Origin of the sequence: Kribbella sp. NBC_01510, from assembly GCF_045040325.1 — a bacterium.
In the GTDB taxonomy this organism is placed as follows: domain Bacteria; phylum Actinomycetota; class Actinomycetes; order Propionibacteriales; family Kribbellaceae; genus Kribbella.
This window is the reverse complement of record NZ_CP109418.1, coordinates 1,650,147-1,673,416: the sequence shown is the minus strand read 5'-3', so window position 1 is coordinate 1,673,416 and position 23,270 is coordinate 1,650,147. Positions and strand designations below refer to the sequence as shown.

Genomic DNA, 23,270 nt, shown 5'->3' with positions numbered 1-23,270 from the left:
TTGCAAACCTTCTCCATTTATCAGATGCGGACACGCCCGGAATGGTTGTCACACCCCTGACTCGACCGCGGACCGTGCCCGCATCCAGCCGGACAGTAGTCGCCGCGCATCCCTCACTTGGTTAATGTCCGGAAACCCCGGATAGGTTCCAGCCATGCCAGAAATCGACAAGCCGGGATACACGCCGGCCGCCGTGTTCCGGCGTACGCCGGCGGAACGAGCGGACCAGGAGCTGGCCTGGCAACGCCCGGACCAGACGTTCTTCGCGGCCGGCGCCTGTCACATTCTCGCGTGGGAGTTCGTCGCGCGCCATCCGTCGTACCGGGTCGCCGGTCTGCGGAAGGTCGGGGAGAAGAACCCGTCGCACGTCATCGCGACCGACGGGACCTGGGCGTTCGACCATGACGGGTGGACGCCCGAGGCCGAGCTCCTCGCGGCGACGGCCGAGTACGAGCCGGAGACCCGCTGGGAGCTCATGCCGATCACGACCGGCCTCGCGGGCTTCTGTGCGGACCATCGGCACCGACTGCCGGAGCAATTCCATGCCGACCCGCGGCCGCGCGCCCGGGCGTACCTCGACCGTTACCCCTCGAGCCCGGCCTGACCGGGGACCCCGGCCACAGACCCGGATCGGCTGGGGGTCGCGAACTGTCGGCGGGCGGGTTTACTGTGCGGGCAAGAGGCCTCACCACCGGGTGCGGCCGGTTGGGGGAAGTGAGTTTCTGATGGCGGCTCGGCTCAATCCGTACATCCAGTTCGAAAGCAACGCGCGAGCGGCGATGGAGTTCTACCAGAGCGTCTTCGGCGGTGAAGTGGCCTCGAACACCTTCAAGGAGTTCGGTGCGAGCCACGGCCCGGACGATGACGACAAGCTGATGCACAGTCAGCTCGAGACGCCGAGCGGCTTCACGCTGATGGCGGCCGACACGCCGCAGGGCATGCCGTACAACCCGGGTGAGAACATCGCGATCAGCCTGAGCGGCGACGGCGACGAGCTCCGCGGGTACTACCAGAAGCTGTCCGAAGGCGGCAAGGTCACGGTCCCGCTGGAGAAGCAGATGTGGGGCGACGAGTTCGGCATGGTCACGGACAAGTTCGGCATCAACTGGATGGTCAACATCGCCGCGGCCGGCTGACGCGCACCCGGCGCCGGTGCGCTCGCCCGCGGTCGGTGGGGTGATGCGGCCGGCGGACGGGCGGCGGATGCAGTGGTGGGAGGGCGGGGCGCCCGACGGCGTCCCGATCTTCTTCCTGCACGGCTGCCCAGACACACGACATGCCGCATACGCCGGTGACGCGGCGGCTGGGCGTAACGGCGTACGACTGATCGCGGTGAACCGGCCCGGCTACGGGACGTCGGATGCCTGTGCCTCGACACATCTGTCCGTGGCCGACGACGTCGTGGCCGTTGCGGATCGGCTCGGGATCGACGGCTTCGCCGTGCTCGGGATGTCGATCGGCGGCCCGTACGCCTTGGCTTGCGCAGCGCGTCGTCCGGACCGCGTGACGGCCGTGGGAGTAGCGACGAGCCCGGGCAGTGTCCCCGAGCTGGACCCGCCGATCCACCGAGATGATCTCGGCCCCGAGGAGCTGGCGTTCTTCGCCCGGCTCGCCACGCTGCCACCGGACGACGCGGTCGCGGCGATGCGCTCCGGCTTCCAGGCGTACGTCGCCCAGCTCGATCCCGCCGACCCGGACGACACCGCCCTGGCGCGGCGCTTCCTCACGGAGCTGGACCCGCGCGACGCCGAGGTGATCAGGCGGCCGGGACCGGTCGTCGACGGCCGCGCGCTCGGCTCCGACGCCGCGATCGCCGCCGCGGTCCGCGAAGCGCTGACGAACCCGGCCGGCTATCTCCGCGACGCCGCGATCTCCTTCGCATCCTGGCCTTTCCGCCCCGAGCGGATCACGTGCCCGGTCCTCCTCTGGTACGGCGACTCGGACGCGAACGTCTCGCCACGCAACGGGCACTGGCTCGCCGAGCGGATCCCGCGGGCGACTCTGGTGATCCGCGAGCAGACCACGCATCTCGCCGTACTGCACGAATATTGGGACGAGATCCTCGAGGCTTTGCGGCTAGCGTGAATCGCATGGGACTCAACGACCTGCTGTACGACCCGATCCGGCACAACAACTGGGCGACGAAGAGCCTGATCCAGTTCTGTCGCGCGCAGAACCTCACGCCCGAGCAGCTCGAGGTCACCGGCGTCGGCACGTTCGGCGGGATCCTGGCGACACTCGATCACATCGTCCGCTGCGACGGCAGCTACGTACGGCGGATCGCCGACAGCCCGCTCGACTTCGTCGACGGCGAGCACGCGCAGGACTTCGACACGCTCGAGCGGTGGAACGACGAGGCCGGCGCGGTATGGGAGGAGTTCCTGGCGAAGCCGATCGACGTCGAGCGGGTGATGATCGTCGACGACAACACCCGCGGGACGCGGGTCGGCATCTTCATCGCACAGGCGATCAACCACGCCAACCACCACCGCGAACAGGTCTGCGCGATCCTCACCGGCTTCGGCATCGAGGCCCCCGACATCCAGGCCTGGGAGTACGCCTGGCAGACCAACCGCATCTGGGACCTCCCCCCAGCCGAACAGCCCGCCGGCTGACCCCGCCGGCGCCCGCTACCCCGTTTGAGGGGTCAACCGGCTGTTCTGGTCGATGTGTGGGGGATCGTCGTCGGCCAGGTGTGCTGGTCGGGATAGGGGGCGGTGGGCAAGGAGGCAAGGTGGGAAGGTGTGCCGAGGCTGGGTCGGGCGGTTGTGGCGCGCTTGTTCTCCTGCGGATCGGTCCACCTCTGGTGGGCTGGGACACGTCGTGGTGGGCTGAGACAGGCAATTCCTTGTCCCAACCCACCACGACCCGTCCCAACCCACGGCCCCACCCCACGACCCCAGCCCACGGGCCCCGGTCCCCGCCCGGTGCTGTGTGTCGGCGCGGACATGGTGCCGAGCGACCCCCATTTGGTGGGTTGGCGTCCGAGATGGTGGGTTGGCGCCCCGGAATCCGGTACGGCAACCCACCACATGGGACGTCAACCCACCAAATGCGCAAGCGGGCCGCCGACCGCCTGGGCGAACTGCCGCCCCCGGACGACCACCACATCACCGGCTAGCCGGCAGTAGCACACGCCGGCACACCGCCGCCCCGAGCACCAAGCTCGCCTTCCTCGACGGCCCACAATCTCAACCAGGCCACCGCGTGCACCAGTTCAAGGCCCGTCACATCACCCACACATCAAGCAGAAAACCGGTCAACCCCTCGACGTGTGGCTTGGCCCCACGAAATCTGGCGGCCGAACCCATCGCTTCCGGGGTGACCCCTCAAACGGGAATCGCGCGGCCCTCGTCAGTCGAGGGCTTTGGTCAGGAGACCGGCTTCGTACGACCCGCCGAGCTGGTTGAGGGTGACGGCCAGCCGGTTGGTGGCGTTGATCATCGCGATCACGGTGACGAGCGCGATGAGCTGATCCTCCTCGTAGTGCTTGCTCGCCCACGCCCAGGTGTCGTCGGAGACGCCGTGGGTGTCGGCCAGGCGGGTGGCTTCCTCGGTGAGAGCCAGGGCCGCCTGCTCGGCCTCGGTGAAGACCGTCGAGTGGTGCCAGGCGGCGACCAGGCTGAGGCGGGTCGCGGTCTCGCCGGCCGCCGCGGCCTCCTTGACGTGCAGGTCGATGCAGTGACCGCAGCCGTTGATCTGGCTGGCGCGCAGCATCACCAGCGCCTGCGTGGTCTCGGACAGGCCTGACTCCTGGACGGCCTGGTGAACGCCGAACATCCGCTTGCCGAGCCTGGCGCCGAGCTCGTTGCTCATCAGGTCGATACGGGGTTCCGTCATGATGTCCTCACTTGTGAGATCTACTGGACGAACACGAGATGCCGCCGAGCCGGCTGCTGTGACGTGACGAACGCCATACCGATCGAGCTGTCACAGAATCCCGGCGGCCGGCATCTGGTGGGCGACAGCCGACGGCGCGAAGGAGCCAGCCATGACCGGTACGGACCGAGCCACCGAGGCGTTCGTTGCGCATCGCAACCTGCTGTTCACAGTCGCCTACGAGCTGCTCGGCTCGGCCGCTGACGCGGAGGACGTCCTGCAGGAGACGTGGCTGCGCTGGGTCGGCGTCGACCTCGACACCATCCAGGATCAGCGCGCGTACCTGGTCCGGATCGCGAGCCGCCAGGCGCTGATGCGGCTACGGACGCTCGGCCGCCGCAAGGAGTCGTACGTCGGTCCGTGGCTGCCCGAACCCCTGCTCACCGCGCCGGACGTGGCCGAGGACGTCGAGCTCGCCGACAGCGTCTCGATGGCGATGCTGCTCGTCCTGGAGACCCTGAAGCCGACCGAGCGGGCCGTGTTCGTGCTCCGGGAGGTGTTCGGTCTGGAGTACGACGAGATCGCGGAAGCCGTCGACAAGAAGCCGGACGCGGTCCGGCAGATCGCCCATCGCGCCCGCGCCCACGTCGCGGCCCGGCGGCCCCGCGGGATCGTCTCCGCCGACGAGACCCGGGACGCGCTCGAGGCGTTCCAGCGCGCCATCAACACCGGTGACCTGCAAGGCCTGGTCGACATCCTCGCGCCGGACGTCGTCTTCCTCGGCGACGGCGGTGGCGTCGTCCAGGCGCTGCCCGAGCCGATCGTGGGCGCTGACAAGGTCGCCGGCCTGTTGGCGCTCGGGCTGCGCCGGCTGGGTGAGGCGTCGGTGGAGCTGACCCAGATCAACGGGCAGCCGGCCCTGATCCTCCGCTTCGACGGAGAGATCGACACCGTGACAGCCATCCGGCTCGAGGACGGCCTGATCACCGGTCTCTACGCCGTACGCAACCCCGAGAAACTATCCCGCCTGGAGCGGGAGATCACTCTGAGCCGCTGAGCCGCCGGACCAGCTCCGCCGACTCCGGGACCGGGGTCAGCGGAGTGCCGTGGGCCAGCCAGTTGCGGAGATTGTCGACGACCAGGTTGCCCATCGCGGTGCGGGTGGGCATGGTGGCCGAGCCGACGTGGGGGAGCAGGACGGCGTTCGGGAGGGTCAGGAGGTCGGGGTGGACCTTCGGCTCGTGCTCGAAGACGTCCAGGCCGGCGGACAGGATCGTGTTGGTCCGCAGAGCGTCGACCAGTGCCTGCTCGTCGACGACCGAGCCGCGGGAGACGTTGATCAGAATGCCGTCCGGGCCGAGCGCCTGCAGGACCTCGGCGTCGACGAGGTGCCGGGTGCTGTCGCCGCCGGGGATGACGATCATCAGGATGTCGACGTCGCGGGCCATCTCGACCAGCGTCGGGTAGTACCGGTAGCCGACGTCCTTGCGGCGGCGGTTGTGGTAGGCAACGGAGATGCCGAACGGCGTGACCCGGTCCGCGATCGCCTGCCCGATCCGGCCGAGGCCGAGGATGCCCATCCGGCGGCCGTGCATGGTTGCCCGGGTCAACGGGTAGGGGCCGTCCTGCCACTTGCCCGCCCGCAGGTACCGCTCGGCCTGGGGCAGCTCACGGACGGCCATCAGCAGCAGCCCGAGGGCGGTGTCGGCGACCTCGTCGTCCAGCACGCCCGGGGTGTTGGTCACCACGACGCCGCGCTCGGCCGCGGCGTTCGCGTCGATCCGGTCGTAGCCGACGCCGAAGCTGGCCACGATCCGCACCGCGGGCAGCCGGTCGAGGAACGGGCCGTCGATCCGGCCGCCGCCGGTGGCGACGGCAACGATCTCGTCCCGGCGGGCCGCGAGAACGGCGTCCGGGTCACTCTCCTCCCAGAGCCTGATCAACTCACAGTGGCCCTCCAGACCCTGCGCGACCGCCGGATGCATCGGTCCTGGCATCAGTACCACTGGTAGTCCCACGGGTTCTCCTCACCGATGTTCACCGCCACTTTCCCGCTCAACCCTATTTCCTGTCGCCGGTCGGTACGACGATCAGGGGAGGAGGTCATCATGATCATCGACTGCGCGTACTACCGGGACGGTCGCCGCCAGCACGTCGAGGCGATGTCGGTCGAGGACGCCGCCGCCAGTTGCAAGGCCGGCGGATTCGTCTGGCTGGGCATGTTCGAACCCACGGACGACGAGCTGACCCAGGTCAGAGAGAGCTTCGGCCTGCACGAACTGGCCGTCGAGGACGCGCAGACTTTCCATCTCCGGCCCAAGATCGAGCCGTACGAGGGCGACATCAGCCTGGCCATCCTGCGCACCGCCCGGTACGACGACGAGCGCGAAGAGGTCGACTTCGGCGAGGTGAGCGTGTTCGTCGGGCCGGCGTTCGTGATCACCGTCCGCCAAGGCGTGGCCAGTGATCTGCACGGCGCCCGGATCCGGCTGGAGCAGCGCCCCGAGCTGTTGGAGGCCGGGACGAGCGCGGTGCTCTGGGCGATCCTCGACCAGGTGGTCGACGGTTACGGCCCGGTCGTCGCCGAGCTGGAACGCGACATCGAGCAGGTCGAGCAGACCGTCTTCGCCGGCTCCGTCGCGCCGACCGAGCGGATCTACCTCCTCCGCCGCGAGGTGACCGACTTCTACCGGGCCGTCCACCCGCTGCTCGCCGTACTCACGACCATCGAACGCGGTGCGCGGGACACCCAGCTGCTGCCGTACTTCCGCGACGTGCACGACCACCTGGTGCTGGTGAACGAGGAGGTCGCCGCGCAACGCGACCTGCTCGCCACCGTGCTGGAGGCGAACATGGCGGTGATCGGCGTCGAGCAGACCAAGGTCAGCGTCCGGCAGAACGCGACGATCGAGCAGCTGACCATCCTGGCCACGATCTTTCTGCCGTTGACCTTCGTCACCGGGTTCTTCGGCCAGAACTTCGGCTGGCTGACCGAACGCATCGGCGCGGAGTGGGACTTCCTCGTGCTCGGCATCGGCGGCCTGCTGGTGCCGTGCGTGGCCCTGGCCATCTGGTTCCGCCGCCAGCGAACCGCCCGCCACTCAACCTGACGCCAGCTCGCTCACCGGCACCGGTCTCTTGCGTCCGAAGATCTGAGGGCCAGAACCCTCAGATCTTCGGACGTAGCGTCTACTCGGGCCAGCCGCCGAGGTTGAGGTCGGCGATGACGATGGGCTGGCCGGTGGCTAGGGACTGGTTGGCGGCGATGCCGACCGCGACCGCGCGGACGCCGTCGTGGACGTCGGCGGCGCGACCGAGCGGGTCGTTGCCGGGCCCCTGGAACAGGTCGGCGTAGATCAGGCGGTCACCGCCGCCGTGACCGCCGACGCCGCGGGGGATCTCGACCTCGACCGCGGGGGCCCAGTGCTTCTGCAGGACCAGCCGCTCGCCGTCGGACCGTACGTCGCCGGCGACCACGCGCTCGGACGGGTAGCTCGGGTCGATCTGGTCGTCGATCACCGCGGCCCGCTCGACGACCTCCAGCTCCGCGCGTCCCTCGGTGCCGTTGACCGAGACGCGGTACCCCTCCCAGGGGGAGTGGGCGTTGAGCGAGTAGCTCAGCCGGGCGCCGTTCGCGTACTCCGCGATCACGGACATGTTGTCCTCGATCGTGATCCCCGGTCCGAACACGTCCTGGTCGCGACGGTAGCCGTCGTACTTCTCGCTCTCCCAGTACAGCTGCCGGTTGACCTCGTCGGTCCGCAGATCCAGCAACCACGGATCGTTGCCCGAGTCATCGATCGTGCCGCGCTCTGGTCGGCGCCCAAGGCCACGGGCGGCCGCATTGCCGTCGCCGTAGAAGAACAGGCCGCCGGACGCGAACACCCGGGCCGGCGTCGAGGCGATCCACCAGTTCACCAGGTCGAAGTGGTGGGACGCCTTGTGCACCATCAGACCACCGGAGTTCTTCTTCTCGCGGTGCCAGCGGCGGAAGTAGTCCGCGCCGTGCCGGGTGTCGAGCACCCAGTGGAACTCGACGCTGGTGACGGTGCCGATCTCGCCGTCGGCGATCAGTTGCCGCAGCGCGCTGTTCCGCGGCGAGTAGCGGTAGTTGAAGGTCACCACCACGGACTTGCCGGACTCGGTCATCGCATCGACGATCTGCCGGGTGCCGTCGGCATCGATCGTCAGCGGCTTCTCCACGATCACGTCCGCGCCGGCGCGCAGTAGCCGGGAGACGACCGCGGCGTGCGTGTAGTCGGGGCTCGTCACGACCACGCGGTCGACGTACTGCTCCTTGACCATCCGCTCCAGGTCGTCAGCGCCGTACTGCGGGAGCTCCGGACCGCCGAGTTCCTGGACGTACCGGTCGTGATACGCGAGGCGGCCCGGGTTCGGGTCGAGGAGAGCGACCAGCTGGGCCTCCTGCGGATGATCCTCGAGGATCGCGCGAACGTACGCCCGCGCTCGTGAACCGGTCCCGGCGACTGCATAGCGTCTGGGCACGACGACTCCTTCTACTCGTGTAGAACACGCACGCTAGCAATCGCTTTCCAGGCGGTCAAGGGTCGTACTATCGGCACATGCCGAAGGCCACCCCAGTCACCCGGAACGACGTGGCGCAGTACGCCGGGGTCAGCACGGCGGTGGTCAGCTACGTGGTGAACGAGGGCCCACGGCCGGTCGCGCCGGAGACCCGGGACCGGGTGCTGGAGGCGATCCGTGTGCTCGGCTACCGGCCGAACGCGACCGCCCGTGCGCTCCGGATGGGCACCACCCGGACCTTCGGGCTGATCACCCCTGACGGCGGCAACCCGCTGTTCGCCGAGCTCGCCAAGGCGATCGACAAGGAGGCCGCGGCCCGCGGGTACGTCGTCCTGCAGACCGGAGCCGACGGCGACCCGGCCACCGAACAGTCGAAGATCGCCGAACTCCTGATCCGCCGAGTCAGCGGCCTCCTCCTGGTCGCGCCCACGGAAGACCCCGACCTGAGCGAGACCGACATCCCGGTGATCGCGATCAACCGCGTGTTGTCCACGGTGAGCTCGGTCCGACCGCAGTACCGCGAGGGAGCCCGTCGCGGCGTGGAGCACCTGCTGGAGCACGGCCACCGGCGCATCGGTCTGGTGATCGGTGGTGGCCGATCGGGGGAACGCGAGTTGGGCTGGCGGGATGCGCTGCGGGCGGCCGGGCTCGAGGACGGACCGATCGCTCGCACCACCTTCAGCCGGCGGGGCGGGTATGACGCCGGCCGTGAGTTGCTCGCGGCAACTAATCGGCCGACGGCAGTCTTCGCCAGCTCCGACCTGCAGGCCGTCGGCGTCCTCCGCGCGATCCATGAGGCCGGCCTGCGAATCCCCGACGACATCGCGGTCCTCGCCTTCGACGGCACGGCCGAAACGGAATACAGCTGGCCGCCGCTCAGCGTCATACGGCAACCGCTGGAGCGCATGGCCCGCGAAGCAGTCAGCCGCCTGATCGACGGCCAGGACAAGGTAGAAGCGGTGACCTACCCCGCCGAGCTCATTCTGCGAAAGTCCTGCGGCTGCTAGAGCGTGCCGAGGTCTTCGAAGATCAGGGCGGTGCGGGTGGCGAGGACCTCGGGGATGGCTTGGAGCTTCTCGAGGACTACGCGGCGGAGGCCTTCGTTGTCGGTGGCGCGGACCAGCAGGATCGCGTCGAAGTCGCCGCCGACCAGTGCCATGTGCTTGATCTCGGGGATTGCCTGGAGTTGCTCCCGGAGGGACCGCCAGGAGCTCTGGCGGAGACTGAGCGTGACGTACGCCGACGTCGCGAGGCCGAGCTTGAGCGGGTCGACCGTGACAGTGAAACCGGTGATCACCCCGGTCGTCGTGAGCCGCTCGACGCGGGCGTACGCGTTCGCGCGGGAGATGTGCACCTGGTCCGCCAGAGCCCGGATCGAGAGCCGTCCGTCCCGACCGAGCGCCTCGACGATCTGCCGGTCGACCTCGTCCAGTGCGGGGGCGACGACCATCTGTCCAGGACCGGCCCGGTGGACCATCACCTCATCGGACATCGTGCTCCTTCATCGGCACCGGATCGAACCAAACGTCTCGTGATTCTTCCAGGTCTGGATCCGATTGGCCAGAAGTACGACGATGAGGCCACCGTCCGTCTCCTGCGCAGGAGGGTCACGTGAGCGAGCGAAGCGAGTTCACCATCAAATACAGTCCACTTCGCGCCTCATCGGCGCCCGGAGCGAAGCGAGGACGTCGATGAGCCTCGTCGAGGAGCGTTTGCTCCCGTCTGCGGAACCCGTCCGGTTGATCGACCAGGACGGCGTACCGCACGCCAATCCGTCGTACCCGCTGCCCACCAAGGACGCGCTGGTCGACGGTTACGTTCAGTTGATCAAGGGGCGCCGGATCAACGACCAGGCCAGTGCGCTGGTCCGGCAGGGCCGGCTCGCCGTCTACCCGTCGTCGCACGGTCAGGAGGCCTGCCAGGTCGCGGCCACGATGGTGCTGCGCGAGGGCGACTGGCTGTTCCCGACGTACCGCGACACCGTCTCGATCGTGAGCCGCGGCGTCGACCCGATCGAGACGCTGACGCTGCTTCGCGGCGACTGGCACTCCGGGTACGACCCGTACGCGCGCAACGTCGCGCCGCAGTCCACGCCGCTCGCGACGCAGCTCACCCACGCGGTCGGTGTCGCGCACGCGGCGCGGCTGAAGGGCGAGGACACCGTGGTGATGGCGCTCTGCGGCGATGGCGGGACCAGCGAGGGCGACTTCCACGAGGCGCTGAACTTCGCCGCCGTCTTCCACGCGCCGGTCGTCTTCTTCATCCAGAACAACGAGTACGCGATCTCGGTGCCGCTCGCCAAGCAGAGTGTCGCGCCGTCGCTGGCTCACAAGGGCATCGGGTACGGCGTCCCCGGCGAACGGGCCGATGGCAACGATCTCGCCGGGCTGCTCGCCGTACTCGGACAGGCCGTGGAGAAGGCGCGGGCGGGGGAAGGCCCGCAGCTCGTGGAGGCACACACCTACCGTGTGCAGGCGCATACGAACGCCGACGACGCGACCCGCTACCGCGAGGACGCCGAGGTCACGCCGTGGCTGGACCGCGATCCGATCAAGCGGCTCGAGACTTACCTCGTGGCGCAAGGGCTGCTCGACGATGCGGTCCGCGAGCGGGCGGAGGGTGCGGCGGCTGAGGTCGCGGACCAGCTTCGCGACGGGCTGATGCCGGAGCCCGAGGTGGACCCGGCGGATCTGTTCGCGCATCTCTACACCGAGCAGACGCAGCAGCTGCGGGAGCAGGCCGCGTTCCTGCGCGATGAGCTGGCGCGAGAGGAGGCCTGAGCTGATGACGCACATGAAGATCTCCGTGGCCCAGGCGCTCAACCAGGCGCTGCGGGACGCGATGAAGGCCGACGACACCGTGCTGATGTTCGGTGAGGACGTCGGCGCGCTCGGCGGTGTCTTCCGGATCACCGACGGGCTGACCGCGGAGTTCGGCGAGGATCGTTGCTTCGACACCCCGTTGGCCGAGTCCGGGATCGTCGGGATGGCGGTCGGACTCGCGATGAACGGGATGCGGCCGGTGGTCGAGATGCAGTTCGACGCGTTCGGGTACCCGGCGTTCGAGCAGATCGTGTCGCACGTCGCCAAGATGCGGAACCGGACCCGCGGCCGGATCACGCTGCCGATGGTGATCCGGATGCCGTACGCCGGCGGGATCGGCGGCGTCGAGCATCACTGCGACTCGTCAGAGAGCTACTACGCGCACACGCCCGGTCTGACCGTGGTCGCGCCGGCGACCGTCGCAGACGCGTACACGTTGTTGCGCAAGGCAATCGAATTCCCCGATCCGGTCGTGTTCATGGAGCCGAAGAAGCTCTACTGGGCCAAGGAAGAGGTCGATCTGACCGAGGACCAGCCGGGTATCGGGACCGCCGTCGTACGGCGGGAGGGCGCCGACGCGACGTTGATCGCGTACGGTCCGACGGTGCCGGTCGCGCTGGAGGCGGCCGAGGTCGCGGCGGCCGAGGGGCGGCAGCTGAGCGTGGTGGACCTGCGGTCGATCGTCCCGTTCGACGACGAGACGGTCTGCGCGGCGGTACGCCGTACCGGCCGGGCGGTCGTGGTCGCGGAGGCGAGTGGGTTCGCGAGTGTGTCGTCGGAGATCGTTGCCCGGGTCACCGAACGCTGCTTCCACTCGCTGGCCGCGCCGATCCGGCGGGTGACCGGGTTCGACATCCCGTATCCGCCGCCGAAGCTGGAGAAGTACCAGCTGCCCGGCGTCGACCGGATCCTCGACGCGGTCGACGACCTGCAGTGGGAGGACTCGTGAACACGTTCCTCCTCCCGGACCTCGGCGAAGGCCTCACCGAGGCCGAAATCGTCCGCTGGCTGGTGAAGGTCGGCGACGTGATCACCGTCGACACCCCCATCGCCGAGGTCGAAACCGCCAAGTCCGTAGTCGAGCTCCCTTCCCCCTACGCCGGCACCATCGAAGAGCTCCACGGCGACCCAGGCACGACCATCCCGGTCGGCAAACCCCTCATCACCATCGCCGAGGCGAACCCGAGCACGCCTTCTCGCGAGCAGGCCGGCTCCGGCGGAGCCGGCGCGCGGCCGGACGAGGCCGGCGAGGCGTACCGCCACGAAGAACGCGCCGGCTCCGGCAACGTCCTGATCGGCTACGGCACCGGAGCCGGGGCCACATCGGGCCGCCGGCGCAAGCCCCGCCCTTCGGCGACGGTTTCCGGAACATCACTGCCACCCAGCGCAAACAATGTTCCGGAAAGCGGAGACGCGCCGCGGGTGCCGCTAGTCGTCTCGCCGCTGGTACGTCGGCTCGCGCGGGATGCCGGCGTGGATCTGAAGGGCCTGACCGGGTCGGGTGAGGGCGGTCTCATCGTCCGGCGGGACGTGGAGTTCGCGATCGCTCGCCGGCTGGGGACCGAGGACGTCCTGGTGCAGCCGGTGACCGTCGCGCAGAGCTCCCGGACCGGGCTGGCGGAGTTGCGGCGGGAGCCTATGAGTGGGTTCCGGAAGGCTGTGGTGGCTACGTTGAGTCGTAGCCGGGCGGAGATTCCGGAGGCGACCACCTGGGTGGACGTGGATGCGACCGCGCTGGTCGAGCTGCGCGAGTCGTTGCGCTCGGCAACCGATGGCGGGCCGGGGTTGCTGGCGTTGATGGGGCGGTTCGTGGTGGCGGGGCTGCTGAAGTATCCGGAGCTGAACGGGTACGTCGACACCGAGCGCGAAGAGCTGGTGCAGTACGACGGCGTCAACCTCGGCCTGGCCGCCCAGACCGACCGTGGTCTCGTCGTGCCGGCGGTGGCGAACGCGCACCGATTGACGACGCGGGCTCTGGACGAGGAGATCCGGCGGCTGACCGAATCCGCGCGCGCCGGCCGGCTCACGCCGTACGAACTCTCCTGTGGGACGTTCACGCTGAACAACTACGGCAGCTTCGGAGTGGATGGCAGCGCGGCGATCATCAATCACCCGCAGGTCGCGATCCTCGGCGTCGGCCGGATCATCGACCGGCCGTGGGTGGTCAACGGTGAACTCGCGATTCGCAAACTCACCCAGCTGTCCCTCGTCTTCGACCACCGCGTGTGCGACGGCGGCACAGCAGCCGCCTTCCTCCGCTTCGTCGCGGACGCCTTCGAGAACCCGGCCTCGGCTTTCGCGGACCTCTAGAAGGACACGGTTGTGAGGTTGGTGGTATCGCCGGCGCGGCTGACTGGCTCCGGGAGATACAGGGGAGGGAATTCGCCCCGGCCCGCCGCTTTCGGCCACAGCAGAGATCGACTTTGTGCACCAGATCCGTACCCGGAGGGTCGGCGCCGTACGGATCTGGTGCACAAAGTGACCGACCAAGCCAGCCGGGCGGGGCAGCGAGCCGGCCGGGTGGCGGCGACCAGCGACAGGGGCTGGCGCAGTGGTGCCCGCTGGGATGGGGTTGGTTTCCGTCGGCTACCAACCTCCTGACCGAGTACACCTAAAGGTTGTCCGCGATTGCCGCTAGCGTGGCGGTATGGCCAAAGCTCCGGCCGACAAGGTTGCCCTGTTCGACGCGCTCGTCGAACTGTTCCCGGACGTCGAGCGGAAGGGCGCCGGGTTCCCGTACACCTCGGCCAACGGCAACATGTTCTCGATCCTGAACGAGAACGGCACGCTCGCGCTGCGTCTTCCCGCGGCCGAGCGTGACGCGTTCCTGACCAGGTACGACACGACACTCAACGTCGCCTATGGCGTGGTGCAGATGGAGTACGTCGTCGTCCCCGACGCGCTCCTGGCGAACACCGATGAGTTGCGCGAGCACTTCGCGGTGAGCGTCGCGTACGCCCGATCGCTCCGGCCGAAGCCCACGACCCGCAAGAAGCCCGCAGCCCGCAAGAAGCCCACGACCGGCCAGAAGCCCACGACCCGGAAGAAGCCGGCGGGTTAGGAGAGCTGGCGCGGGCGGAGGCCGATCAGGATCACGCGGAGGCCTGAGCTGAAGCGGGCCTCGGGACCGGCCAGGCTCTCGCGGTTCAGGTAGGACGCGAGGCTGGCCGCGTCGACTCCGAGCGCACCGCCGGCCTCCCGTGCCCACCGGAACTCGTCCATGCCGCTGCGCCGGATGACCGCGGCCCAGGCCGAGTCGGTGACCGCGGACCCGACCAGGTAGTGGAAGATCGCCGACACGGCCGAGTCCAGGTACGCGCCCTTGAACCCGGCCGACTTCAGTATCGCCTGCACCCGGTCGGTCACTGCCTGGTAGTTCGGCCCGAGCCCGGCATGCGACGGAAGCAATTGCGACGCCCACGGGTGCATCCACAACGCGTGGTACGCCGCCTCGACGACCACGGTCACCTGGTCACGCCAGTCGCCTATGCCCTCCGGCACCAGTGCGTCCGCGAGTACTTCGTCAACGGCGAGCTCGAGCAGATCGTTCTTGTTCGCGATCCGCCAGTACAGGGCCGAGGTCGCGGCGGTCCCGAGCTCGGCGGCCATCACCCGCATCGAGAACGTGTCCAGACCTACTCGGTCCAGCACCTTGATCGCCGTCCGGACGATGTCGCCCCGACTCAGCCGCGTGCGGGTCGGCTCCGGCTCGTCCCGCAGCCACACCGACCCGAGCACCGTCTTCTGATCTGCCTCGCGCGTCACCCGCGAGAGCATAGCGAAACCACTGTTCTTCGTTAAAGAACACTGTTTCAGCGGCGTGTCGGGCCCGCACAGCTTGCGCATGACACCTCAGCGCCTAAGAATGCCTTGGTCGAGCGTCCCGGGGGCAGGCTTGAGCACGTGACTCGTGCTCGGTCGTGGGGGCGGATGCTTGGGCGTCGGCCGGTCAGTCCGACCGGCCTCAGACCATGGGGTGGGGAAACTTGTGAACGACACATCGATGGACGCGCGCGTGCGCTCGAAGCGGTCTCGCGCGGTACCGCTGCTCAGCAGCATCGGCGCGCTGGCGCTCGCGCTCGGTGGCGTCACGCTTGCGCTGGCTCCGTCCGCCTCGGCGAGCGGCGCGATCATTGACGGCAACCCGACCTGCGAGGACGTGATCCCGGGTTCGACCCAGATCAAGTTCGACCCGCCGACGCCGGGATCGGACACCGCAGACGGCGTGACAGTGACGTGGACCGAGCGCATCCTGGCGGCCGACGACCCGGATCACCCCGGTGACCAGACCGGCGGTCAGGTGGTCGACTTCACCGCCACGGGCGGCGTTGTGCTCGCCGTACTGGTCAAGGGCGGTCCGGCGGCGAACTACTACAACTACGAGCCGGCCGGGACGACCGCGGATACCGGCCTGCACCCGCCGGTGAACTCGAACAATGACAAGTACTACGGCATCAGCCATGTCACCTTCTGCGTCAAGAAGGTGACCCCCACGCCGACGCCGTCCGAAACCCCGTCGCAGACGCCGAGCGAGACGCCGTCGGAGACCCCGAGCGAGACGCCTTCCGAGACGCCGAGCGAGACACCTTCCGAAACTCCCAGCGAGACCCCGTCGGAGACCCCGAGCGAGACGCCTTCCGAGACGCCGAGCGAGACACCTTCCGAAACTCCCAGCGAGACGCCGTCGGAGACCCCGAGCGAGACGCCTTCCGAGACGCCGAGCGAGTCCCCGTCCGCGAGCCCGAGTGACACGCCGTCTGCGTCGGCCTCGCCGTCGGAGACTCCGGTCGCGGTTCCGACCGATATTGATGCCGGTCAGTCGGGTGGGCTCAAGCTCACCTCGGCGATCACCGGGCACCAGAGTGCCTGGGGGCTCGCACTGCTCATGGTCGGCGGTGTGCTGGTCCTGGCCGGTGTCCTGAAGTCACGGCGGTTCCGCGGGCAGCACTCTGCCTGACATGTCCGCGCAGCGTCGCCGCCCGGGTCGCGCTCGGTCGTCATGGTTGACGATCGCGGCTCTGGCGGCAGGCGCCGCACTTCTGCTGGTTGGTGGATTCCTGCAGTTCACCGGCGGCAAAGCTGACGACGGCCGCCAACCGGCGGCCGTCGGCCGGCCCTCCGCGTCAAGCCAATCGCCGGGTACGACGTCCGCCGTGCCCGGGAAGCCGTCGACGCAGACTGAGAGTCCTCGACAGAGCACGCCACCGCCGGAGGTCCGGAGCTCCGCACGGCTCAAGCCTGTGGACCCGATCAAGGTGTCAGTGCCCAGTCTCGGTGTCTCTGCCCGCGTGCTCGGGATCCGCGCCCGCGGCGGCACGCTCATCCCACCGTCGAACCCACTGCTCGTCGGCTGGTGGTCCGACGGCGCCCGGCCCGGAGCGGCCAAGGGTTCGGCGATCATCACGGGGCACACGGTGCATACCGGCGGTGGTGCCTTCGACGACCTGGACCGGCTGACCGCGGGCGACGCGGTCACGGTGACCACCGGTCGGAGCACCATCAACTACGTGGTCGCGTCGGTGACCGTCTACCGCAAGAAGGCGCTGGCCAAGCAGGCTGCGCGCCTCTTCGACCAGTCCGTCCCCGGCCGGCTCGTCCTCGTCACCTGCGAGGACTGGGACGGTACGGCGTACCTCAGCAACGTGGTAGTCATCGCCACCCCCAAGAAATAGGTGGCCGGTCCCCGTGGACCGGCCACCATGACTGAGAAGAGTCGTCCTGCCGCCGCGAATGGGGCAAGCGCTTGACAGGGGCACATCGGTGACGGGTCATGGCTGTGTGACGCGACCAAAGTCATGACGCCGTGGACCTCGGTACGACGACCGGACCGGCGTACCGGCGAAAACTCGAAGCTATGACCGCATCGCGTATCAACCGGGCCCAGTTCCTCCGACGCGCGGCCGCCCTCGGCCTGTTCGCGACCACGACCGGCATCACCACTGCCGCGACCGCCTCCGCCGTACGACCCAATCTCGAGCTCAAGGGGGTCGCCTACGACACCGGGACCGGATTCGTCGGCGACGACAGCCGGATGCTGTGGCGGAACAGCATCATGCGCGGCGAGATCCACGCGATCCGCCACCGGCTGCACGCGAACTGGGTCAGCATCTACGGCAGCGACGTACGCCGCCTCACCGACACCGCGACGGCCGCACTTGAACAGGGGCTGACGGTGTCGATCCAGCCGCGGTCTTTCGACGAACCGCAGGCCGACGAACTGGAGAAGCTGCTGCGCAAGGTCGCCGTCGAGGCCGAGCGGTTGCGGCGCCGCTACGACCAGGAGGTGATCCTGGTGATCGGGTGCGAGTTCATGCTGTTCACGCCGGGCATTGTCCCGGGCGCGACGTTCTTCGAGCGGGTCGAGTACCTGACCAAGGGCGAGTTCGACATGGCAGAGCTGCAGCGGAAGTTCCGCGCCTTCACCGCCCGGATGGTCAAGGTTGCCCGCAGCAACTTCAAGGGCCGGATCACGTACGGCGCCGCGTCCGACCTGGAGCGGGTGGACTGGTCCCTGTTCGACCTGGTCGGGCTGGACTACTACTCGTACCACGCCGACCGCGCCGGTCAAGCTGGCGCCGTTCCGTCGCTGGGGCAAGCCGATCCTGATCCTGGAGTTCGGGTGCTGCACCTTCACCGGCGCAGCCGAGCTGGGCGGCATGGGGTGGGACATCGTCGATTACAGCGGCGATGTGCCGGTGATCCCGCCACAGTACGTCCGCGACGAACAGGAGCAGGCCGACCACCTCGCGAACATGCTCGGCGTCTTCACTGCCGAGGGGTTCCTCGGCGCGTCGCCGTACACCTTCATCTCACCCGACGCCCCGCACCGCCCGCACGACCGGCCCCATGACGAGGACATCGCCGCCTTCAGCCTGTGCAAGGTCCTGCGTGACCACGATGCCGATCCGGCCTCGCCGTACCGCTGGCAACCGAAGAAGTCCTTCCACGCTGTCAGTGCCTTCTATGGGCGCTCGTGACAGTCTTCGGGGATGTCTGAACACCTGGGTGTCTACAGCGACTGGATCGAGCATGCGAGCGCGCCGGCTGCCCGCACGGCGAGCCTGCCGGCGAGCGAGCAGGTCCGCGACGTCGTCCGGCGGATGGTCTCGACCGCCGGCGCCGCCGACGGCCCGTCAGAGGTCGAGGTCGAGCGGCGCTGGACGGCCGGCGGGTTGATCGGTGAGGAGATCTCGTACTCGGTCGGATTCGGCCCCGGACGCACGCCTACGTGCTGAAGCCGGCCGACGCCACCGGACCGCTTCCGGGCGTACTCGCGCTGCACGGCCACGACGGCTTCAAGTACTACGGCAAGGAGAAGATCGCCGACACCGATCAACCACCGTCCGCCGCGGTCAGGGTACTGCGCGACGGCCTGTACGAGGGCCGGGCCTTCGCCAATGACCTGGCCGCGCAGGGCTACGTCGTCCTGGTGCCGGACGTCCTCGCCTGGGGCAGCCGCCGGTTCCCACTGGAAGACATGCCGCCGCAGATCACGTCGGGTGTGGATCTCGAAGTGTCGGAGGACGGCAACGATCTGCGGGCAACCGCCGCGTACAACACCGCCGCAGGTCATCACGAACACCTCGTCGAGAAGTACTGCACCCTCCTCGGTACGACGTTCGCCGCCGTCGTCACCCGGGAGGACCGGATCGCACTCGCGTACCTGCTCGGCCGCGACGACACCACCGATCGGACCGCGAGCATCGGCCTGTCCGGCGGTGGGTGCCGGTCCGCGTTGCTGCGGGCAACGAGCAGCGAGCTGACCGCCGCCGTGGTGGTCGGGATGATGGGCACGTACAACTCGCTGCTCGACCGGAACGTCGTCAGCCACACCTGGATGCTGATGCCGCGGATGTTGCCCGCCGAGGTCGACTGGCCGGATGTGGCGGCCTGTCAGGCGCCGGCCTCGCTGCTGGTGCAGTACAACCGGCAGGATGAGCTCTTTCCGCTGGACGGAGCCACCTCCGCACACGACCGGATCGCGGCGCACTATGCGGCTGCCGGCTCCGCGGCGTCGTACATCGGTCAGTTCTTCGACGGCCGGCACAAGTTCGATCTCGCGATGCAGGATGCGGCGTTCACCTGGTTGCGTGAGTCGTTGTGAGGCTGCCCGGACAGAGCGGGCCGATGGCCGGTTCCTGACGCCACACTGGCGCTCGGCGTATCGGACCGGCCAGGGTTGATGGCAGTCGAGAGAACGGGAAGGGCGTATGACGAACAGCAACGCCGACAAGCACACCGAGTCGACCGGCTTCCAGGAGCAGGCGCCGTACGACGAATCGATCGACCTGCGTACCGATTTCGTGATGGTCTACGGCCTCAACGACACGACGCCGGAGCGGATCGCCCGCTGGCGCGCGGCCGGGTATCGCGTGCACCTGATGACCGGCATCTCCTGGGGCACCTATCAGGACTATCTGGATGGACGGTGGGACGGCTCCGACCACTGGGCCGACGCGCAGACCGCGGGTGACGGATCGCCGATCCTGCACGGTCAGAGCACCGACATCCCCTACATGGTCCCGACGTTCAGCTTCACCGAGTACCTGGTCCAGAAACTCCGGCCGATCATCGAGCTCGGTGTCGAAGGCATCCACCTCGAAGAGCCCGAGTTCTGGGCCCGAGCCGGCTATTCGGAATCGTTCAAGCGGGAGTGGCAGGCCTTCTTCGGTGAGCCGTGGCAGCCCCCGCACAGCACCGCCGAAGCGCATTTCCGCTCCGGGCAGCTCAAGCAGCACCTGCTCTCCCGCAGCCTCGACCGGGTCACCTCCGTGCTGCGGGACGCAGCCCTCCAGCAGGGCCGCCAGGTGCGCTTCTACGTCCCGACGCACAGCCTCCTGAACTACACCCAGTGGCAGATCGTCAGCCCCGAATCACGCCTGCGGACGCTGCCCTCGATCGACGGTGCCATCGCGCAGGTGTGGACCGGAACCTCCCGCACGCCGAACGTGTACGCCGGAAAGGTCGCCGAGCGCACGTTCGAGACGGCGTACCTGGAGTACGGCATCGCCCAGGACCTCACCCGTGGCACCGACCGTCGGATGTGGTTCCTGCACGACCCGATCGAGGACCACCCGGACCGCACCTGGGAGGACTACCTGGCCAACTACCAGCGCACCCTCGTCGCCTCGCTGCTGCACCCGGGCGTCTCGCGGTACGAGGTGGCGCCGTGGCCGAACCGGATCTTCAATCGCCCCTACCTGCGCGAGGGATCCACCGAACGGCAGCCCATCCCGCCGGACACCGCCACCAGCTACCTGATCGCCATGAACAGCCTGCGCGACCTGGACCAGCCCGAGGTGCGCTGGGCCAGCGAAGGACCGCGGATCGGGATCGCGCTCTCGGACACCGCCATGTTCCAGCGCTGGTCACCCGGTGGCGAGAGTGGACACTACGACGGCCTGCAGGACGCGCTGGCGCTGGAAGGCCGCGAGCAGTTGCATTTCTCCGACTTCTACGGTCTGGCGCTGCCACCGCTGTACGACGGGCAGCGGGTCAGCCCGGTCCAGCTGGAGAACGTGATCGACACTCCCGATGCACTGGACGATGTCGACGTACTCGTCCTGAGTTACGAATTCCAGAAGCCGCTGGCACCCGGTATCCATTACGCACTCGCCGGATGGGTCAGCCGCGGTGGCAGTCTGCTGTACGTCGGCGACGGCGCCGATCCGTACCACGAGATCCGCTCCTGGTGGACCGGCCGCTACGACACCTGCGCCGACCACCTGGCCGAGGCGCTTGGCGCGGATCTCGACAGCGACCGCGTTCAGCCGATCGGTAAGGGCCGGGTGCGATTCCTTCCGTCCCGGCCGGCCGGCTTCACCGAATCGCCGGAACGCGCCGCCGAGCTGGTCGCGGCGATCCGCGAGTTGGCCGAAGCGGGCGGCCACACCTGGGAGTCCACCAACTGGCTGTCGGTGCAGCGTGGTCCGTACCTCGTCGGAGCCGTGCTGGAGGAGGCCGGCGGCTCGCATGTCGTCGAGGGCAACTACCTCGATCTGCTCGACCCGCAACTGGGCATCGTGCGGAAGCGGGAACTACGCGCGGGTCAGCTGACCTGGCTCCGCGATCTGACCTTCGACGAGGAACCGCTGCTGGCGTCCGCCGGCCGGGTCGTGGACTGGGAACGCGACCAGACCGGGATCCGCTACGGCTGTGAGGCTCCACGCGGGGTGCAGGTGACTACCGCGCTGCGCGTTCCGGCCGAGCCGACGGCCGTCCGGGCTGACGGTGCCGACGTCACCGACCTGCGGTACGACGCCGAGGTCGGTGTGCTGTGGCTGCGGCATCCCGGCGTTCCCGCCGGGACACGTGTCGAGATCAGGTTCTGATTGCTTCAGGCAACAGAGTTGAGAGCGGAGCGGCGGTACGGCGACGGTCCAGCAGGCTGCTGATCAGGGCGACCATCAGGCCGGAAACGGCGAGCGCGGCGCCGACCCAGTTGGGCGCGGTGTAGCCAAGGCCGTGCTGGATCGTCAGCCCGCCGAGGTACGCGCCGATCGCGTTGCCCAGGTTGAAGGCGGCGATGTTGGCCGCGGACGCCAGCGCCGGAGCGCCCTTGGCCTTGTCCATCACGCGCTTCTGCAGCGGCGCGACGGTGGCGAACCCGGCCGCGCCGAACACGGCGATCGTGACCGCGGACGGCACCTTGCCGTGCGCGGTGAAGACGAACACGACCAGCACGGCGGCCAGCAGCGCCAGGATCACGGTGAGACTCGGCATCAGTGACCGGTCCGCCGCCTTGCCGCCGAGCAGGTTGCCGATGACCAGACCGACACCGAAGAGCACCAGCAACCAGGTCACGGCGCCGGCCGAGAAGCCCGCGACCTCGGTCATCATCGGCGCGATGTAGGTGAACGACGCGAACACCCCGGCGAACCCGAGCGCCGTCATCGCCAACGCCAACCACACCTGCAGACTCTTGAACACGGCCAACTCGCTCCGCAGCCCAGGACCCTCGGACGTGTCCTGCCGAGGGACGAGGAACACGATGCCGAGCAGTCCGATGACACCGAGCGCGGTCACGGCCCAGAACGTCGACCGCCAGCCGAACTGCTGGCCGAGTGCGGTCCCGCCCGGAACGCCGAGCACGTTCGCCACGGTCAGTCCGGTGAACATGAGCGCGATCGCACTCGCCTGCTTGGCCTTCGGCACCAGCGATGCCGCGACCACCGAGCCGACGCCGAAGAAGGCTCCGTGGGACAGCGCAGCCACGATCCGTCCGGCCATCAGAACGCCGTACGACGGAGCGACCGCGGCGACCAGGTTGCCGGCGATGAAGACGCCCATCAGCGGGATCAGCACGGTCTTGCGGGACACCCTGGACCCGATCGCGGTGAGCAGTGGAGCGCCGACCACGACGCCGAGTGCGTAGCCGGAGATGAGCAGGCCGGCGGACGGGATGCTGACCCCGAAGTCCGTCGCGACCTCGGGCAGCAGGCCCATGATGACGAACTCGGTCGTGCCGATCCCGAACGCACCGATGGCGAGCGCGAGCAGAGCCGCAGGCATGACTGGTGATCTCCTCGAATGTAGTCTTATGACTGTTACCGGCGTGTGCGATAGTTGCACACGCGGGCTATTGCACAAGCGCTATGATTGCGCATGCAATCGTGAAGTTCAAGTGGAGGACTCGTGGGCCTACCGGATGACGCCGCCGAGGCGCGGGCGCAGGGGTGGCGGACCCTGGCCGCTCTGCATGCCCGGATCGAGGACGAGCTGGAGCGCGCGCTGCAGAAGCAGCACGGCCTGTCCGTGAGTGAGTACAGCGTGCTCGACGTACTGGCGCGGCAGGACGACTACCACCTGCGGATGAACCAGCTGTCCAACGCGGTCGTGCTGAGCCAGTCCGCTACCACCCGGCTGGTGAACCGGCTGGAGGACCGCAAGCTCCTGCAGCGGTACCTGTGTCCGACCGACCGCCGCGGCATCTACACCGAGGTCACCAAGGCCGGTCGCGACCTGCTCGACCAGGCCCAGCCCACGCATGACGCCGTACTCACGGCCGCCCTGGAGAAGGCCGCGGAGCTGCCCGAGCTGGCTCCGCTGGTCGATGCGCTGGACAGGCTGACGATGAAGGTCTGA

At 68.6% G+C, this 23,270-nt stretch carries 24 protein-coding genes; 18 read left to right on the top strand and 6 right to left on the bottom strand.

What is annotated here, in order from left to right; genetic code table 11:
* Positions 1 to 154 precede the first annotated feature (154 nt).
* The 4 genes from OG558_RS08240 to OG558_RS08225 all read left to right on the top strand — a co-directional run bounded on the left by OG558_RS08240 (position 155) and on the right by OG558_RS08225 (position 2,615).
* On the top strand, positions 155 to 604 hold the full coding sequence (locus OG558_RS08240) for a hypothetical protein (RefSeq protein WP_405069670.1): 450 nt from the start codon (positions 155 to 157) through the stop codon (positions 602 to 604).
* Between the two features lie 121 nt (positions 605 to 725).
* The gene (locus tag OG558_RS08235; protein WP_329482565.1) at positions 726 to 1,136 is read left to right on the top strand and encodes a VOC family protein; all 411 of its coding nucleotides are present in this window, start codon (positions 726 to 728) and stop codon (positions 1,134 to 1,136) included.
* A gap of 16 nt (positions 1,137 to 1,152) precedes the next feature.
* Entirely contained in the window at positions 1,153 to 2,085 is a 933-nt protein-coding gene (locus tag OG558_RS08230) for an alpha/beta fold hydrolase (protein ID WP_405069669.1), read from the top strand.
* A 5-nt stretch (positions 2,086 to 2,090) separates the two neighbouring features.
* The gene (locus OG558_RS08225) at positions 2,091 to 2,615 is read left to right on the top strand and encodes a DinB family protein (RefSeq protein ID WP_405069668.1); all 525 of its coding nucleotides are present in this window, start codon (positions 2,091 to 2,093) and stop codon (positions 2,613 to 2,615) included.
* Positions 2,616 to 3,354: 739 nt separating this feature from the next.
* Here OG558_RS08225 and OG558_RS08220 read toward each other — a convergent pair.
* On the bottom strand, positions 3,355 to 3,840 hold the full coding sequence (locus tag OG558_RS08220) for a carboxymuconolactone decarboxylase family protein (protein WP_329482562.1): 486 nt from the start codon (positions 3,838 to 3,840) through the stop codon (positions 3,355 to 3,357).
* A gap of 151 nt (positions 3,841 to 3,991) precedes the next feature.
* Here OG558_RS08220 and OG558_RS08215 point away from each other — a divergent pair, with 151 nt between their 5' ends.
* On the top strand, positions 3,992 to 4,876 hold the full coding sequence (locus OG558_RS08215; protein WP_405069667.1) for an RNA polymerase sigma-70 factor: 885 nt from the start codon (positions 3,992 to 3,994) through the stop codon (positions 4,874 to 4,876).
* Here OG558_RS08215 and OG558_RS08210 read toward each other — a convergent pair.
* Positions 4,860 to 5,837, bottom strand: coding sequence for a 2-hydroxyacid dehydrogenase (locus OG558_RS08210; RefSeq protein WP_405069666.1), 978 nt, complete (start codon positions 5,835 to 5,837; stop codon positions 4,860 to 4,862). The genes OG558_RS08215 and OG558_RS08210 overlap by 17 nt on opposite strands.
* Positions 5,838 to 5,927: 90 nt before the next feature.
* Between OG558_RS08210 and OG558_RS08205 the strand changes: the two genes are divergently transcribed.
* The gene (locus OG558_RS08205; protein ID WP_405069665.1) at positions 5,928 to 6,929 is read left to right on the top strand and encodes a magnesium and cobalt transport protein CorA; all 1,002 of its coding nucleotides are present in this window, start codon (positions 5,928 to 5,930) and stop codon (positions 6,927 to 6,929) included.
* Between the two features lie 79 nt (positions 6,930 to 7,008).
* Here the strand turns inward: OG558_RS08205 and OG558_RS08200 are convergent, their stop codons facing one another.
* Positions 7,009 to 8,325: a Gfo/Idh/MocA family protein gene (locus OG558_RS08200; protein ID WP_405069664.1), complete on the bottom strand. Its 1,317-nt coding sequence runs from the start codon at positions 8,323 to 8,325 to the stop codon at positions 7,009 to 7,011.
* Between the two features lie 77 nt (positions 8,326 to 8,402).
* Here OG558_RS08200 and OG558_RS08195 point away from each other — a divergent pair, with 77 nt between their 5' ends.
* A complete protein-coding gene (locus OG558_RS08195; RefSeq protein ID WP_405069663.1) occupies positions 8,403 to 9,371 on the top strand; it encodes a LacI family DNA-binding transcriptional regulator in 969 nt (322 codons plus the stop codon).
* Here the strand turns inward: OG558_RS08195 and OG558_RS08190 are convergent.
* On the bottom strand, positions 9,368 to 9,856 hold the full coding sequence (locus OG558_RS08190; protein ID WP_329482556.1) for an Lrp/AsnC family transcriptional regulator: 489 nt from the start codon (positions 9,854 to 9,856) through the stop codon (positions 9,368 to 9,370). The two genes, OG558_RS08195 and OG558_RS08190, sit on opposite strands and share 4 nt — an antisense overlap.
* 199 nt (positions 9,857 to 10,055) lie before the next feature.
* Here OG558_RS08190 and OG558_RS08185 point away from each other — a divergent pair, with 199 nt between their 5' ends.
* From OG558_RS08185 to OG558_RS08170, 4 genes are all read left to right on the top strand, one after another.
* Positions 10,056 to 11,144, top strand: coding sequence for a thiamine pyrophosphate-dependent dehydrogenase E1 component subunit alpha (locus OG558_RS08185; protein WP_405069662.1), 1,089 nt, complete (start codon positions 10,056 to 10,058; stop codon positions 11,142 to 11,144).
* A 4-nt stretch (positions 11,145 to 11,148) separates the two neighbouring features.
* The gene (locus OG558_RS08180) at positions 11,149 to 12,135 is read left to right on the top strand and encodes an alpha-ketoacid dehydrogenase subunit beta (RefSeq protein ID WP_405069661.1); all 987 of its coding nucleotides are present in this window, start codon (positions 11,149 to 11,151) and stop codon (positions 12,133 to 12,135) included.
* Positions 12,132 to 13,496, top strand: a complete 1,365-nt coding sequence (locus OG558_RS08175) for a dihydrolipoamide acetyltransferase family protein (protein WP_405069660.1) — start codon at positions 12,132 to 12,134, stop codon at positions 13,494 to 13,496. Before OG558_RS08180 ends, OG558_RS08175 begins: the two co-directional genes overlap by 4 nt.
* Positions 13,497 to 13,833: 337 nt before the next feature.
* On the top strand, positions 13,834 to 14,247 hold the full coding sequence (locus OG558_RS08170; protein ID WP_405069659.1) for a hypothetical protein: 414 nt from the start codon (positions 13,834 to 13,836) through the stop codon (positions 14,245 to 14,247).
* Here OG558_RS08170 and OG558_RS08165 read toward each other — a convergent pair.
* A complete protein-coding gene (locus OG558_RS08165; protein WP_405069658.1) occupies positions 14,244 to 14,951 on the bottom strand; it encodes a TetR/AcrR family transcriptional regulator C-terminal domain-containing protein in 708 nt (235 codons plus the stop codon). The two genes, OG558_RS08170 and OG558_RS08165, sit on opposite strands and share 4 nt — an antisense overlap.
* 238 nt (positions 14,952 to 15,189) lie before the next feature.
* Here OG558_RS08165 and OG558_RS08160 point away from each other — a divergent pair, with 238 nt between their 5' ends.
* The 6 genes from OG558_RS08160 to OG558_RS08135 all read left to right on the top strand — a co-directional run bounded on the left by OG558_RS08160 (position 15,190) and on the right by OG558_RS08135 (position 21,517).
* A complete protein-coding gene (locus OG558_RS08160) occupies positions 15,190 to 16,143 on the top strand; it encodes a hypothetical protein (protein WP_405069657.1) in 954 nt (317 codons plus the stop codon).
* Between the two features lies 1 nt (position 16,144).
* On the top strand, positions 16,145 to 16,858 hold the full coding sequence (locus OG558_RS08155; RefSeq protein WP_405069656.1) for a class F sortase: 714 nt from the start codon (positions 16,145 to 16,147) through the stop codon (positions 16,856 to 16,858).
* 182 nt (positions 16,859 to 17,040) lie between these two features.
* Complete coding sequence (locus OG558_RS08150) at positions 17,041 to 18,036, top strand: hypothetical protein (RefSeq protein WP_405069655.1); 996 nt, start codon at positions 17,041 to 17,043, stop codon at positions 18,034 to 18,036.
* Between the two features lie 139 nt (positions 18,037 to 18,175).
* Positions 18,176 to 18,421, top strand: a complete 246-nt coding sequence (locus tag OG558_RS08145) for a hypothetical protein (RefSeq protein WP_405069654.1) — start codon at positions 18,176 to 18,178, stop codon at positions 18,419 to 18,421.
* Positions 18,415 to 19,290 (top strand): hypothetical protein, encoded by an 876-nt coding sequence (locus OG558_RS08140; protein ID WP_405069653.1) that lies wholly within the window; start codon positions 18,415 to 18,417, stop codon positions 19,288 to 19,290. Before OG558_RS08145 ends, OG558_RS08140 begins: the two co-directional genes overlap by 7 nt.
* A 106-nt stretch (positions 19,291 to 19,396) precedes the next feature.
* Positions 19,397 to 21,517, top strand: a complete 2,121-nt coding sequence (locus OG558_RS08135) for a hypothetical protein (protein WP_405069652.1) — start codon at positions 19,397 to 19,399, stop codon at positions 21,515 to 21,517.
* Here OG558_RS08135 and OG558_RS08130 read toward each other — a convergent pair.
* On the bottom strand, positions 21,507 to 22,697 hold the full coding sequence (locus OG558_RS08130) for an MFS transporter (RefSeq protein ID WP_405069651.1): 1,191 nt from the start codon (positions 22,695 to 22,697) through the stop codon (positions 21,507 to 21,509). The two genes, OG558_RS08135 and OG558_RS08130, sit on opposite strands and share 11 nt — an antisense overlap.
* Before the next feature lie 123 nt (positions 22,698 to 22,820).
* On the opposite strand from OG558_RS08130, the gene OG558_RS08125 reads away from it, so the two are divergent.
* A complete protein-coding gene (locus OG558_RS08125) occupies positions 22,821 to 23,270 on the top strand; it encodes a MarR family transcriptional regulator (RefSeq protein ID WP_328525704.1) in 450 nt (149 codons plus the stop codon).